Below are 14,532 nucleotides of genomic sequence, written 5' to 3'. Positions count from 1 at the left end.
TTTTTACCATAATTCCCTTAATTCTACGTTGCTACATTCTTAATTTGTCTCCAAAGCGCTTCACAAAAGATGAGCATTAATGGATTTTTTTGTAATTAAATTTTCACCGTTAATAATTTTTGGCATTTAAATTGTAAACCCTGAACATGCTAATTTTTACCAAAATTTGAATTGATATGTTTAAAAAGAGATATGGATTCTTCAGCTTGATGGTTTTCTTGGTGATGGGGAGTTGTTTGTCAGATGCAAGTGATGAAAATGGCCAGGATCTTAGTACGTCAGGGGATGCTGTTTTTTTATTGATTGATGAGGACAGTATTGATAACGGAAATGAGCCCAATAACTTTTCAGATGTTGATGTAAATGACCAAATAGCCAGAATAGGCCTGAGAGATCAACTCAGGTTTTTCAAACAAAATGTAGGAAGTAGAATTGATTTATATACAGGTCAAGTGGGCGATGAGGGTTGGTTTGCATTAACAAGTATTCCAAACAGGTGGGTCAATGCTGGTCCAACGGAAAATGGTCTCAGGAACTATCTTGCCCCGGGACCTGGATTAGGATCTCCCAATGTAGATGATGACAGAGAGGTACTTTTGGATGAAATACCTAATGTAATTCCATTGAGAGCAACTGCCTTAAAAATGTTGGTTGGACAGACGGTATTAGCAGTTGTATATGATAGTGATATCAGTATCAATTATTCCCCAATAGAAGGGAATTTGAAGGGAGAGAACCTAGGTATAGTTGCCTTTCGCGTAATTGAAGTTAGAGAAAGGGTAGATGGAAGTTCGTCTTCATTACCAGTGGTCAGCATAGAGATCATGGATGCTGACCTCGTGATTAACAGAAATATGGTATTGTTTTCAAACGTACCCAGACCCAGTTCTTCATCGGAACCTTTTGATATCCGTCCTCCTTCCAATGTCAATAGCCCTGAATTTATAGACGCGAATTAAAAAAGGGTCATTAAAGTATTACCATTTTACCTGTTTTAACGGACTCGTCACAGGCAAATGCAATTTTTAAACTGTTCAGGGCATCTTCCAAGTGATCTGATAAGTCCAGATCTTCTTGTATCGCTTTTAAGAAATACCTTTGTTCTCTGTTGCATAATTCCTGATGATCGGGCTCATCTTTCATGTCAATCCAAAGGTCATTTTTGACAAAGTGATTTTTATCGTCCAAATCTGAAAAATGTACTTTTAGACTTTCTGTTTTGGTATGAGAATCTACATTATCAGATTTTCCGGCAGCGCCGGCTGACTTGGCTACTATAGAAACTGCACCTTTGGGGCCAAATACGTCTTTGATGAAAAAGGCATTATCCGAAACCATAGGGCCCCAACCTGCTTCATACCATCCTACTGAGCCATCTTCAAATCGGATTTGTAGTTGGCCGTAATTATAGTTGTTTTTTGAAATATCCTCCGTCAATCTAGCCCCTATCGCTGAAACTGTCAAAGGCTTGGAGCGGGTCATCTGGCACATGACATCTATATAATGAACGCCACAGTCTACAATTGGACTTAAGCTTTTCATCAAGTTCCTGTGCACATCCCACATGAAGCCATGACTTTGTTGGTTGAGATTCATTCTCATCACTAGAGGTTTTCCCAATTTCTGCGCTTCTTCAATAAATCTTTCCCAAGAAGGGTGATGTCTTAGGATGTAACCTACCACCACCTTTTTATTTGCTTTTTTTGAAGCAGAGATTATTTTTTCTGAGCCTTCGACAGTATCTGCCAAAGGTTTTTCAATAAAAATATGGCACCCTTTTTCTAATGACTTAAGGGCAATTTCTTCGTGCGTGTCTGGATAGGTAGAAATACAAACCGCATCCGGTTGGGTGATTTCGAGCGCAGCTACATAATCTTCAAAAATAGGATAATTTGCAGCCAATTTTTCATTCAATCTTTTTTTACTGTCTCCTCTAGATACCAGTCCACAAATCTCAAATTCTTCCATGTGATGGTAAGCAGTAGCATGAGAAGCCCCCATATTGCCGCAACCGATTACCAAAATTTTGATTTTTTTCATGGTCATGTGATTATTTATTAGATTGAATAAGGTAATTTATTGCTTCCTGGTCCAAGTAAATAATGGAAACATTAATAGGTATCGCCTCTATAGGAGTATCCGAAGGATTTCTTTCGACCGAAACAATGGAATCAATAACTTCCATTCCTTTGATCACTTGGCCAAAAACAGTGTAATTTCCATCCAGGCGATGAAGTCCACTTTTATTTTGAACGATATAAAACTGACATCTTGCAGATAACTTGGCAGGGTTATCATCTCTTCCCGCCCCAACTGCACCATATACATGGGTTAGTGAGGGGTGAAATTCAGGGTTTAAAAGGTATTCGGGATCATTGAACCCCTCTTCAGTGTCGGGACAGCCTCCTTGGGCTACAAAATTGGGTATGACCCTATTAAAAGTCAATGAATCCCAATAACCGGATTTTGCTAAGTCAATGAAGCTTTGTTTGTGTTGGGGAGTTTCATCAAATAGTTGGATGAATACTTCCCCTTTTGGGGTATTTATATGCCCTACGGGGATTTTTGATTGTCCATAACCAAGAAAAATAAACCCAAATATGAAAATGATGCATGCCAGGTATTTTTTCATAGTTTCAAAATTGGACAGGTTAATTTTTGATTTCTTCCAGTAATCTTTTTTGGTTTAGGACAGGGTTAGCATACATGGAAAGGAAACTTTTTACAGCTACAGGGTTATTCTTATCAACCCCTCTCCTAAACCTGGCTTCAAACAGTGCCTTTTCTTCGGAGGTATATTCTGAAGAAAATTGATCCGTCCCGCTCAGTAGGTCACAGGCTATATACTTTGTAGGCCAAAGTTTATAACCGGTGATGATCTGATTGTCTATCAGGTCAGCCAATGCCTGCATTTGTTTGACATTACCGGAAACAGTGTTTTTGATATACTCAATTTTATCATTGAGTAGGTCTCCTATGTGGATGTGAATTCTCTTTTTTTGACCAATAATACCACTGAGGAGGGTCTTAAAATCTTCATTTTCTGCTTTGATATAGGTTTCCTGATTGGCTTTTGCCAAAAGTTCAGGCATTTTCAGGATGTCTGTAGGGTCATATTCATAGGAAATGCTGACAGGAATTACATTCAAGCGCTTAAGATAATCCAGAAAATGCTCACCTTCATCAGAAGCCATGGATATCATTTTCAAAACTCCTTTGTGGGTTAGGTCATTGCCGTCTTTCGTTCTCCCTTCTCTTTGGGCAATCCAAACTGATCGGTTCTCTCTTAATAAAGAATGCCTGATATAAGCAGAAACAACTTTTGAACTTTCCAATAATTCTCTCGCAGGAAGGCCCCTTTTGATAGTGAAGTTTCTTGTCAGTCTTGAAAGATGGTTCAAAAAAGGTTTTTTGACCAGATTATCTCCTATAGCTGAAGTAGTCATGAACAAGCCTTTTTCATAAAGGCTGGCATTGAGCAGTGAGGTATCCAAAATGATATCTCTGTGGTTGGATATGAAAAGGTATGAAGTGCTGGCTTCCAATTTTTCAAATCCCGAAGTACTTAAACCTTCGGAACTCTTTTCCAGAACCTTTTTAACTCCAGGATAAATGAAATTAATCTGAAAATCTCTGATTGAATGGCAATGCAACATTAAATCTTTCCAATAACTATCCTGGAAATCCGGAAAAGTAAAGTTCATCATGGCTTTCAGCATAGGGTGATCTATGATTTGCCGGATAGCTTGATTGACTTCTGTATCGTAATAAGGCCTTATATCTTCAAAGGGTGACATGATTTCAGGGTTGGACACCATGCAAAGAAAGTAAAAATTGAGCAAAAAAAAGAAGCCGCTCCTAAATGAAGCGGCCTCTTTTAACGATATTTAATTTTTTGTTTAATCAACTAACAATCTTTCTACAATTGTTGTTCCTAAGCTATCAGTGATGGTAATCAGGTAAATACCTTTCAACATGCCGCTGAGATCGAATTCAGCATACCCGGCTGATGTAAGCTGCCGTGCAACTTGCAATCCGGTTCCGGTCCTAAGGTCAACGGTTGCGGGTCCCTGTACATTTCTCATTAATACTGAAACCCTGGAACTTGTTGGATTGGGATAAATACGGATGCTGGTCGCCTGAATCTGCTGTGGAAATCTGAAGATTGGAGATGAAGCCTGACATCCTGATATATCTTCAATAACCACTTGATAATTTCCTTCACCATTGACTCTGATTGAATTATTGGTGGTAGTAGCGATCAACTGTTGGTCTTTGTACCAATAATAAGTGTAGTCGCCTTCAATACTTGAGAGTAAACCTTTATTGAAAAGGATTACAGGTTGGGGAAGCTGCCTTGCTACTACTTCAAAGGATTCTGTGGTGACAGGGACACAAGAATCAGCGTCAAGAATAGCCCTGAATAATGCAGAAGTATTAAGGTTGTTGATTCGAAGTATTTCTTCTCCTGCAGATTCATCCACAAATTCCCAAGTTTGGCCGCTGTCTAGTGAAATTTCCCATCCAAGAATACTTTCGTAGACCCCACCTACAAGCATCAATTCGGCAGTATTATTTGTACCACAGACTTCTGCTGTGCCAAATATCTGTGCTGGTATGATGTCACAGAAAAGATTGAACCTCAATTTTACAGGTATGTGGTCTGAAGTTGTACTGCTGTAATTTGGAATTAAGTCAAACGGAGCTATTATTCTTTCCGAATTCACTATCCAGTTTTCTTCTAACTCATTTGAGATCATGATATGGTCAATTACATTTTCGAAAGTCGGAAAGGTCCTTAATCCTGCCAAACTCAGACTTTTAGTGACTGGAATGTAGTTGGCTCTGTCATTGATGAAATTAATGAAGGATGTTTCTGAAGTATTCACAGTAGGGGCCGATTGATCAGCGACAGTTTCATCAAGATCATCATTGTAATCGCCAAGAATAACAAGGGGCACATCGGCATAATATTGGTCCAGGGAATCTTTGAGCACATTCACATCATACCTTCTCATCGCATATCTTGGGTTAGCAGCACTTTCACCGCCTCCATTTGATCGGGTGTGAACATTGACAAAGTTGATTTTCTTCTCGGCACCATTGATTTTGGCTTTGGCTTCGAAAAGGAATGGCAATCTGCCACTTGCCCAGAATCGATCAGGTGTAGATGGGTAGCCAACCAATTGTTCTGGCTGAACTCCCTGAAGCAATACCCTTGTACTTACAGAGTCAATAGTGGCAGTTTTATATAGGAAAGTGAGTTTTTGAGCATCCTCAAAAGTTCCACCACCAGAAACAGCTGGGGAATGGAATCCTCGGTAAGCTGGCAGGGCCGCTACAAGTTCATAGAATTTTTCCAGATTGGTGATTTCTTGGAAAGCATAGATATCTGCGTTCAGGTCTTCGATTACTTTTTTGACATTCTGAAGCTGCAAGTTAATGTCTGTAGGACCCTGATTCGGATTACTAGATCCAAACCACTCTATGTTCCAGGTTACCACATCAAGGGTATTGGATCTCTCTATCGTTGCTCCAGTCAAATATCCTCTGTTAACTTCAATATCGCCGGATTTGAAATTTATGGGGCTACTGAAAGCACCTTCTGAATTTGGTTGGAACCTTACCCTTACCGTATTTGTGCTTGCTGCTTCAGCTGGCGTGAAGGTTATGGCTGGAGCATAATTGACTCCATCCTTGGAGAATTCAAACCCGACTCCTGCGCTGATGCTAAGATTTTCTAAGGCGTCACTCAAGGAGAAATTAAAGCTGCGAACCTCATTGGATGTTGACCCTATTGGAATGACTCCAAAATGCCAATAATCAACATTGCCTATAGTATTGGTCAGGAATGGGGCAGGTGCTGTTTGTGAATTCCTCAATGAAAAGTCATCCAAAGTCCATCTTGCAGCATTGGCCTCAGGTGAAGAAGTATATACAAAGGCAATTCTAACATTGGCGGCTTTAAAAGCAACCAAGTTGATTTCACCTGAGCTGGTCCAAACATCCCCTTGTGCAAACCGGTCTGCCAATTCTGTCCAAGTGGCTAGATTTGGATCCCCATCTACATAATCGGTAGAAACCAGTAGTTTCATTCTTGGTCCGGAAAAGGCTACCCTGCTCCAGAATTGAAGTAATGGGAAGTCAAATTCAGTCAAGTCATAAGAAGGAGAGATCAGCCAATCTTCATTCAATCTGGCCGCACCTCCGGCAAAGCCATTTATCTGAACGCCAAATGGAGCAGATGCAGTAGGTGTAGTGCCTGCTCTACCAAAGTTGGTACAGGACCAGGTCTGATCACCTAGTACGCTGATTTGATTCCATCCTCCTGCAATTGGGCCAAGGTTGACCGAACAGATGGTGTTGAAATCTTCTATGATATTGAAAGGGTCGAACACATTTGCATTGACCTGAAGGGATACGGGCAATGTTCCTGTAGTATTGTGGATGATTTGGGCATTGAAGCCACCTGGCACCGTGTTGTCAAACCTGACATATACCGGAACTGTTGAAGTCAATTCCTCTGAAGAGAAAGTGATGGAGGAAGAGAAATTGCTGCCATCTTTGGAAATTCCTAACCTTTCCGGTGCAGTGACGCTGAGATCTCCGCTTAAATTGGTTGCCCCCAGCACATAGGAAAGAACTGGATTGTCTGCATTTATGGCCAGGTTTCCAAAATCCAATGTTTCAGGAGTTATAGTGATACTTGGGATAATAACACCCTCACCGTCTTTAATGAGGCCAATAAATCTGGTGCCACCTGTATCGGAGCCTGAAAAATAGTTGGTTACTCGGGAAGTTCCAGTAGAACTTATAGAGCCGCCATTTGCAGAGACATTGGATGTTGATATAATTCTAAACTCAACTTCTCCTGATAGGTTCTGAAGTGATGAAAGATCAATTTCTAGATTGCTAAAAGGAACTGAATTAGTATTTGGATTTGTAATATGTTGCCAAGTGGCTAATGGAGTATTAAATCCGTCACCACTGTAAACCAAAGCCATATCTCTAGGTCCGGTATTGGAAGAATTTGTTCCTATTTGAAGTTGGGAAAGGTCCACTAATTTTCCAGGAGCTACAGTGAAACCAAATGAAAAATACCTGTTTTCACCATCATTCCATCCATTTGAGCTTATGGAGTTTGCTGCGCTGGCAGGGTTAATTCCTGAGCCTCTTGTAAAATTCAACCCAGTGAGTCCTTCAGATACAGAGCTAGGGGCAGTGAATTGCTGGTTGCCTGGCTGCCCTGCAAAATTGTAGTTCAGTATTTGTTCAGGTTGTGGAGTGACTTTAACTGAAAGGTCTGCTATACCTATAACTTTACTGGCACCACTTAAACCTCCTCTTTCAGAATTCCAGCTAATGGTGAAGGTTTGGTTTGGCGCTATATTCAAACCAGTCACAGTTGCCGAAACCCTTTGATCTTCACCGTTGAGAGTAGAATATGTCAAGGAGGTGATTTCTGTACCATTTACTAGAACTGTGTAAGCAGGACTTCTGCCCTGGGAAGCCCTACCGACTCTTCCTAAATAGGAAATATCAAGACTCCTTATGGTACTTCCTGTATTGTTGATCAAGGTCAATGTCTTGATTAAAACGCCGGTAGTCCCTGTATGTTGGTAAGCCAAGACATTGTTATTACCACGGAAGCCACCTGCAGTCAAATTATCGTTGGTAAAATCTCCAGTATAATTCAGGATAGGTCCTGTAAATGTCCATTCACTCTGATTGCCGAATTCAAGTACAGGAGTGTTTAATGGGAAATTAAATCCAGCAAAATCTTGGGTATAGGGAAGATTGGCAGCTTGGACCGGATCAGGATTTTGAATTATTTCCTCATCAATTGCTGTACCTTCGATAAAAATTTCATCTATTCTATTGGTCCCACCGGAAGCAATTGTTGAAAGGCTAACGGAAATTTCTGATGTGTTGAGCCACCGGATAAAAACTTCAGGTTTGTTGTTGGCCTCTTGAGGGATAGGTATTCTATTTAAAACTCCTGAAGTAAAATTATTGGCTACAGTTACGTTGCCGTTAGGAATATCAATCCAAGATGTTCCATTTAAGCTATATTGAACATGGAAATCTTTAGGTCCTGTATTAGAGCTTTGTTGTTTGGAGGAAAGGGTAAGGTTCTCAAAACCTGCAGTATTGATCTGAACAAACCAATACCTTTCCTGACTGAAGTTATTCCATCCACTTGAGGTTATGGCCCTTCCAGGAGATCCTGCAACATATCCCGAAAGTGTGGCATTGAGAAGGTTGATGCTTTGAATCCCAATATTATTAGGGTTTCCTTGATCAGCTAGGGGTGATTCCTCACCTGTAACTGTTCCAAATGTCCAGCCTGCTATGATTTCTGTTTGCGCATGAACGGATACCATGCCCAAAAAAATAAGCAAAGCCAAGATGATTGTGCTTCGTAAAGATAGTTTCATTAATTATGGGTTAAGGGTAATAAATTGCATTGAAAATATTATCAAATGCAACCAAATGTAAATTATTTGTTTGAATTTTAACCAAACATCATTGTTAACACTGTGTTAAAAAAATTGTTTGTTTAATATTTTATTCGGAAAACAGGTTATTAATTAAACAAAAAAGAAGTTTTATAGAATTTTGTAAATACATATAAAACAGCTTGTTAAATTCAACTAATCCCAAGTACCATTTCTTTTTGGCCTAGTTTTTGGTACTGTTTATGTAGAAAAATCAACTTCTTTATTCAGTAAATCAACGGCTTATATAAAAAATGAAGTTGGAAACAGCTTGAATGGTGAAGAGTGATTTAGCCAATTCCTTGGCTAAAAGATTAACTAGATCGGATATTTATGAAAAGTTTGAATAAGGCCAGGATAGGTATACTCTTATTATTGAGTTTATTGCTTACATCTTGTTTGGATATGGGGCTTTCTGAGGATATGCCTCAAGACAATATCGATTTAAAGGAAGTTCCAGAAGGTACAAGAGTTGAGGTTTTTGCAGAGCCCAAGTCCGGCTTTATTTTCTCCCATTGGACCATTGGTGATGAAATTACCAGCTTTGATGCCTCTTATGTGTTTATCATGCCAGCTAAAGATCTCCACTTGACAGCGCATTTTAGAAGAACTAACTGATTTTCTATTTTCACAATAAAAAATTTCTCCTTTAGCTTATATTGAAAAAGAAAAAACCCGTCTTGCCTTTAGCAAAACGGGTTTTCGTTGACCGACTAGGGCTCGAACCTAGACTCTTCTGAACCAAAATCAGACGTGTTGCCAGTTACACCATCGGTCAGTTTTGATACCCTTCCTTTAAAAGGTGTCACAAATGTAGGGGCTCTTTCTTTTTTTTGCAAATCTCACCAGTAAGTTTTTTTTGCCTGTCATATAACTTTCTAAATTTCAATTGAAAAAAAATCAAGCTTGGTTTTCTGTAAGCATAAAAAGGATTGCAATGAAGTGAACAATAGTGCCGGCAAGAACGAAAATATGCCAAATGGTATGTGCAAACCTTTTTTGAGGACGTGTGTAAAAGAACGTACCCATTGTATAACATAATCCACCAGCAGCAATAAGTGTCAGGACAGTTATGGAAAGGTTTTCCAATAGAGGTTTAATCAGAAATATGGCCAACCATCCCATTCCAAGATACAGTAGGAGGGAGGCTTTTTTGAACCGATGGGTATAGAATATTTTAAAAATAACTCCAAAAAGTGTTAAGCCCCAAATGATTCCAAAAAATACCCATCCCCAAAGACCCCTTACAGCGAGTAATAAAAAAGGCGTGTATGTACCTGCTATGAGTAAGTATATGCCTATATGGTCAAAGGTTCTTAGCCATGATTTGATTTTCTCTTCCTGAAATGCGTGATAAAGCGTGGAGAAAGTATATAGGATCAATATAGAAGCTCCGAAAATGCTGCAGCTGACGATATGAATGGCAGTACCATTAATCATGGAAAAAGTTACCAAAATGGAAATGGCAACTATACTGAATAAAATTCCAAAACCATGGCTAATGCTGTTGGCAAATTCTTCATGTAAACTTTGTTTCCTTTCCATTATGATTTTTGATTACAAGATAAGGACTATTTGAAAAAAATAATTTCCTGTATTTGGCCTCCGAAATCGATTTCCTGCTGATAATCAATCAATAAGGGTTATGATTTTTTGCATTTTTTCAAATTAATACTTTAATTTGTTGAAAATTTATAAACAAAAGCATCAAAAAATTAAATTTTAGAAGATCATGTCCGTAAAAATTTCAGAAAAAACAATTGTTTCAACTTTGGAGAAGCTTGAAAAGCTTAATTTGGATGAAAAGCTTCATGCAGAGCTTTCATGGTGCTGGAACAGCTATAAGTTTGATAAAAATCCTGTTGGGGTGATTGAAAAAAGTAAACAAGCATTGGAGCTTTTAAAATCCAAAAGAGAAGAAAACAGCAGGGCTGTTGCCAAAAAATTGGTGGAGGATCTAGAAAAAATCGTTTTGAACTGATCTTTTGGTCAAAGCTGATAATTTCTATTATGCTCATGAATGAAAAAAGCCATCTACTTGGTAGATGGCTTTTTCAATTTTATAGAGTAGGGGAGATTATTCACCTACCACTACAAATTTTACTGCGCTTTTTACTTCTCTATGAAGATCAACTTCAGCTTCAAATTCACCGGCTGTCTGTACTGGTACATTGATAGAAATTTTCTTTCTGTCAATATTGATACCATTCTCAGCCAAGGCGTCAGAAATCTGAAGTGTGGTAACTTTACCGAAGATTTTTCCTGACTCACCGATTTTAGCTTTAATTTCCAAAGTAATACCGGATAGTTTGCTTGCAATATCTTCTGCTTCTTTCTTGATTTTTTCTGCTTTGTGTGCAGCTTGTTTGATGTTTTCAGCCAAGATTTTTTTGTTAGAATCAGTAGCCAAAACTGCATATCCTTGAGGAATTAGGTAGTTTCTTCCATAACCTGGCTTAACTTCAACCATGTCATTTTTATAACCTAGTCCTTTTATATCTGTTTTAAGAATTACTTCCATTGTTGTACAAATTTATAAATGAATGATTCGATCAAAAACGGATTACTTCAATCCGTCAGTTACGAATGGTAGAAGTGCCAAGTGTCTTGCTTTTTTAATTGCATTGGCTACTTTTCTCTGAAATTTTGCAGAGTTACCGGTCAATCTTCTAGGAAGGATTTTACCTTGCTCATTGACAAACTTCAAAAGGAAGTTAGGGTCTTTGTAATCAATATATTTAATACCGTGTTTTTTAAAACGGCAGTATTTCTTTCTGTTCTCAACTCTGTTGATTGGTTCGTTCTTAAGTGTCATTAGGCTTGCTCCTCCTTAGCTTCAGCTTTTTTGTTAAATTCACCTTTTCTTCTTCTTTCAGCATAAATAATGGAATGCTTGTCCAACACAGTGGTCAGGAATCTCATTACTTTCTCATCTCTTCTGAATTCGATCTCCAATTTATTGATCACAGAAGGAAGTGATTTGAATTCAACTAAAACGTAGAATCCGGTGCTTTTTTTCTGAATTGGATAAGCCAGTTTTTTTAGACCCCAATTTTCAACGTTGATGACATCTGCTCCCTCTTCTTTTAACAAGTTTACAAACTTGTCTACGGTATCCTTCATCTGAATCTCAGACAAAACGGGAGTTAAAATGAATACCGTTTCATAACTTTTCTGGAACATGTTTGTATAAGTTTATCTGTATAAATTTAACAGACCGCAAAATTAGGCGAATACACTTTAATTTCCAAGCCGACTTGTAAAAAAGAAAGGCTGATCCTCTGTAAAGATCAGCCTCTATGAGTTCTTTGGTCTAATTTACTTTACCTCAAAGGTTTTATTTCCGATTTGATGACCCTCTGCAAAAATTCTCACTTCATAAGTACCCGGAGCATACTTACTGCCTTTTTCGTAGAAGTATGTCAATGTCTGCTTGGTATTGTTGAAGTTGATGTCCTGATGTACCGTGTAAAATTCCTCTCTTCCATCGATTGTAAATGTACCGCTGCCTTTGGCAACATCAAAGATCGGCTGGTTATTTGGAGCGATCACTTGTACAAAGACATCTTTGTTTCCATGCTCAGCTACTTTGTTGTCTGCCAAATTAAATGAAATTTTGAGCTTTTCAATCTGACGGTTTCTGAATCCATCTTCTCGCTCCCTTCCCCTTGAATTCACGGCTGCTACATTGATGTTTTCTGCTTTTAATACCGCGGCAATATTGACTTTTTCCTGTAATTCCTGCTGTTTCTGATTCAATTTGACAACCTCATCCTCAATCTCTGCCTGGGTAGTTCTCAAACTTTGATTTTCTGTAAGGAGCTGTTGGTTGGCTTCCCTAAGCTGCAAAATCTCCGCATCTTTTTCCTGAAGGGTTTTTGCATAACTATTGATCCTTCTGTTTAAAGCCGCAATTTCTTCAGTTGACCTTTTCCTGTCAGTATTTCTTTCTGCCAACAACTGCTCTTTCATTTCTTCAAGTGCTTTGACATCACCACCTAACTTTTCGATTTCCTGAATTCTCAGGTCCAATTGAAAAGTCATGGAGTCTATCCTCCTATTGAGGTCATTGTTTTCTTCCGATAGGATAAGGATTTCTTCTGATTTTTTTGTCCTATCCCTGTAATCTGCATACAGCTTGATTCCGCTGATGAAGACCAAAATAATCAAAACGATAATCAATATATTCTTACCGTTTTCACCTTTTTTGGGTTTGTCTTGGAGATTGGTTTCCATTTTATTTTACTTGTATTTTTGTCTATTACTAAATTTCAAAAACATGTTTTTAGATGAAGCATATTGGACCAACAGATATAATGAAAAATCCACCGGTTGGGACATTGGATCACCATCAACTCCCCTTAAGCAATATTTAGACCAAATTTCAAATAAAGGCCTAAAGATTTTGATTCCTGGAGCAGGAAATGCATATGAAGCCAAATATGCCTATGATTTAGGTTTTGAAAAGGTTCACATTCTTGATTTCTCACCTATTCCCATTGCTCAATTTAAACAATCTTGTCCTGATTTTCCAAATGCAAATATTTTTCTTGAAAACTTCTTTATGCACCAGGGGAAATATGATTTGGTGTTGGAACAAACTTTTTTTTGTGCGCTTGATCCCCAGTTGAGAAAGGAATATGTAAAAAAAATGCAGGAGATACTCCTTCCTGGTGGCAAACTTACAGGTGTTCTCTTTGCAATGGAATTTGATTATCCTGGTCCTCCATTTGGTGCTACTCTAGAAAAGTATATTCAATATTTTACTCCTGAATTTGAAATTTTAAAATTAGAAGCCTGCTACAATTCCATTCCGCCCAGGCAGGGCAGCGAATTATTTGTCCAGCTCAGAAAAAGTTAGATATCCAAAATATAATGGGCTTTTTCAATTCCTCTTTTAAAAATCAAAATCCCACATTCAAAAAAATCTATACTTAGGGAGACACATTCCTGCTGATAAATTTTTTTCCACGCTAATTCCATCTCTTTGGACCAATGTATATCAGCAATGGCTACTATACTTTCTTCATGCAGATAGGGTAGGAGTGTATTAAAATATGCCATTGTGCCCTCATAAGTATGGGTGGCATCTACCAGTGCGAAATCAACTTTCTTGATCTGCTCCAGTATGGGAGGAAGTGTATATTGGATATTACCATGGATGTAATGGACCCTATCTACTCCGGGAGCTTTTTGTGCTTTATTGATCAAACCTAAGGCTCCCTCAAAAGTAAAAAGACTGCCTTTGCTTACTCTTGAAAGGTACAAGGTATTGAGGCCGGTACAAGTACCCAGTTCCAATACATTGATTCCAGGGCTTAGAAGACAGAAATATTGGTAGATTTGATTAAATTTTCTACCTGTGGTACTGAAGCGCGTAACATCTTTGGTTTTTCGAAACTGGCTTTTTTTTAATTTTTTGGATCCTGCACCAAAGTCTTCAATTTCAAGTGATTCTTCATCTTTAAGCAGTTTCTTTCTCCAATTTTCCAAGTCTAAATCCTTTCTTCTGGAATCTTGAAGGTATTTCTTCAAGCCATTATAGAGCTCAGAAATGAAAGGCCCCTGAAGAGAAAATTTATCTTCCTTCAAAAGCCAGTACTTAATGCTTGCGAAAAAAGGAAAGAAGTATTTTTTCAAATCAATTGTCAAAAATGTCGGAAATCAGTTGGAATTCAGGTATTCGAACTTCAATCAATTTGCCGTCGAAAAGTTTTTCCATAATGTACAAGCCTCTCATCTTGCCCAAACCGGATCTGAGGTTGCATCCAGAAACATATTCGTGGGAGGTTCCGGGTTCAAGTACAGGCTGAAGGCCAACCACACCGTCTCCTTCTACAAATTTGGTATTATCCCCTGCATCAATAATTTCCCATTTTCTTCTCATTAATTGTATGGTATGGCTACTGTTGTTTTCTATCTTTACTTTGTAAGTGAAAACATAGTGGTGCTGATGCGGGCTGGAAAATTCGGCCTGGTAGGTAGTTTCAACACTTACTTTTATACCTTCTGTGATGGCGGTGACCATAAATCA

Annotated in this window: 15 protein-coding genes and 1 tRNA gene; 4 read left to right on the top strand and 12 right to left on the bottom strand. The window is 38.4% G+C overall.

The features are described from left to right. Positions 1 to 176: 176 nt before the first annotated feature. Positions 177 to 959, top strand: a complete 783-nt coding sequence (locus CLV48_RS04425; RefSeq protein ID WP_106565978.1) for a hypothetical protein — start codon at positions 177 to 179, stop codon at positions 957 to 959. Between the two features lie 10 nt (positions 960 to 969). Here CLV48_RS04425 and CLV48_RS04420 read toward each other — a convergent pair whose 3' ends face one another. The 4 genes from CLV48_RS04420 to CLV48_RS04405 all read right to left on the bottom strand — a co-directional run bounded on the left by CLV48_RS04420 (position 970) and on the right by CLV48_RS04405 (position 8,438). After that, positions 970 to 2,040 carry a Gfo/Idh/MocA family protein gene (locus CLV48_RS04420; RefSeq protein ID WP_106565977.1) on the bottom strand — a complete coding sequence of 357 codons (1,071 nt, stop codon included), beginning with the start codon at positions 2,038 to 2,040 and terminating at the stop codon, positions 970 to 972. 10 nt (positions 2,041 to 2,050) lie between these two features. Continuing rightward, positions 2,051 to 2,632: a peptidylprolyl isomerase gene (locus tag CLV48_RS04415; RefSeq protein ID WP_106565976.1), complete on the bottom strand. Its 582-nt coding sequence runs from the start codon at positions 2,630 to 2,632 to the stop codon at positions 2,051 to 2,053. Between the two features lie 19 nt (positions 2,633 to 2,651). Continuing rightward, the gene (locus CLV48_RS04410; protein WP_106566144.1) at positions 2,652 to 3,797 is read right to left on the bottom strand and encodes a 1-acyl-sn-glycerol-3-phosphate acyltransferase; all 1,146 of its coding nucleotides are present in this window, start codon (positions 3,795 to 3,797) and stop codon (positions 2,652 to 2,654) included. Positions 3,798 to 3,899: 102 nt separating this feature from the next. After that, positions 3,900 to 8,438, bottom strand: coding sequence for an endonuclease/exonuclease/phosphatase family protein (locus CLV48_RS04405; RefSeq protein ID WP_106565975.1), 4,539 nt, complete (start codon positions 8,436 to 8,438; stop codon positions 3,900 to 3,902). 393 nt (positions 8,439 to 8,831) lie between these two features. Between CLV48_RS04405 and CLV48_RS04400 the strand changes: the two genes are divergently transcribed. Beyond that, complete coding sequence (locus CLV48_RS04400; protein WP_106565974.1) at positions 8,832 to 9,116, top strand: InlB B-repeat-containing protein; 285 nt, start codon at positions 8,832 to 8,834, stop codon at positions 9,114 to 9,116. 87 nt (positions 9,117 to 9,203) lie between these two features. Here CLV48_RS04400 and CLV48_RS04395 read toward each other — a convergent pair. Continuing rightward, positions 9,204 to 9,276 (bottom strand) — tRNA-Gln (locus CLV48_RS04395). Between the two features lie 122 nt (positions 9,277 to 9,398). Beyond that, a complete protein-coding gene (gene trhA / locus CLV48_RS04390; protein ID WP_106565973.1) occupies positions 9,399 to 10,043 on the bottom strand; it encodes a PAQR family membrane homeostasis protein TrhA in 645 nt (214 codons plus the stop codon). 187 nt (positions 10,044 to 10,230) lie between these two features. Here trhA and CLV48_RS04385 point away from each other — a divergent pair, with 187 nt between their 5' ends. After that, positions 10,231 to 10,479: a hypothetical protein gene (locus tag CLV48_RS04385; RefSeq protein ID WP_106565972.1), complete on the top strand. Its 249-nt coding sequence runs from the start codon at positions 10,231 to 10,233 to the stop codon at positions 10,477 to 10,479. A gap of 96 nt (positions 10,480 to 10,575) precedes the next feature. On the opposite strand, the gene rplI is transcribed toward CLV48_RS04385, so the two are convergent. The 4 genes from rplI to CLV48_RS04365 all read right to left on the bottom strand — a co-directional run bounded on the left by rplI (position 10,576) and on the right by CLV48_RS04365 (position 12,734). Further along, positions 10,576 to 11,019 (bottom strand): 50S ribosomal protein L9, encoded by a 444-nt coding sequence (rplI, locus tag CLV48_RS04380; RefSeq protein WP_106565971.1) that lies wholly within the window; start codon positions 11,017 to 11,019, stop codon positions 10,576 to 10,578. A gap of 42 nt (positions 11,020 to 11,061) precedes the next feature. Beyond that, a complete protein-coding gene (gene rpsR / locus CLV48_RS04375) occupies positions 11,062 to 11,313 on the bottom strand; it encodes a 30S ribosomal protein S18 (RefSeq protein WP_106565970.1) in 252 nt (83 codons plus the stop codon). Next, entirely contained in the window at positions 11,313 to 11,681 is a 369-nt protein-coding gene (gene rpsF, locus CLV48_RS04370; protein WP_106565969.1) for a 30S ribosomal protein S6, read from the bottom strand. Before rpsF ends, rpsR begins: the two co-directional genes overlap by 1 nt. Before the next feature lie 135 nt (positions 11,682 to 11,816). After that, positions 11,817 to 12,734 carry a hypothetical protein gene (locus tag CLV48_RS04365; protein WP_106565968.1) on the bottom strand — a complete coding sequence of 306 codons (918 nt, stop codon included), beginning with the start codon at positions 12,732 to 12,734 and terminating at the stop codon, positions 11,817 to 11,819. Positions 12,735 to 12,777: 43 nt separating this feature from the next. On the opposite strand from CLV48_RS04365, the gene CLV48_RS04360 reads away from it, so the two are divergent. Continuing rightward, a complete protein-coding gene (locus CLV48_RS04360; RefSeq protein ID WP_106565967.1) occupies positions 12,778 to 13,359 on the top strand; it encodes a class I SAM-dependent methyltransferase in 582 nt (193 codons plus the stop codon). Here CLV48_RS04360 and CLV48_RS04355 read toward each other — a convergent pair. Together CLV48_RS04355 and apaG are read right to left on the bottom strand one after the other, a co-directional pair. Next, the gene (locus CLV48_RS04355) at positions 13,356 to 14,090 is read right to left on the bottom strand and encodes a class I SAM-dependent methyltransferase (protein ID WP_245889481.1); all 735 of its coding nucleotides are present in this window, start codon (positions 14,088 to 14,090) and stop codon (positions 13,356 to 13,358) included. The genes CLV48_RS04360 and CLV48_RS04355 overlap by 4 nt on opposite strands. Before the next feature lie 49 nt (positions 14,091 to 14,139). Further along, complete coding sequence (gene apaG / locus CLV48_RS04350; RefSeq protein ID WP_106565965.1) at positions 14,140 to 14,526, bottom strand: Co2+/Mg2+ efflux protein ApaG; 387 nt, start codon at positions 14,524 to 14,526, stop codon at positions 14,140 to 14,142. Positions 14,527 to 14,532 lie beyond the last annotated feature (6 nt).

Origin of the sequence: Cecembia rubra, from assembly GCF_003014575.1 — a bacterium.
GTDB lineage: Bacteria > Bacteroidota > Bacteroidia > Cytophagales > Cyclobacteriaceae > Cecembia_A > Cecembia_A rubra.
This window is presented reverse-complemented; position numbering and strand designations above follow the sequence as displayed.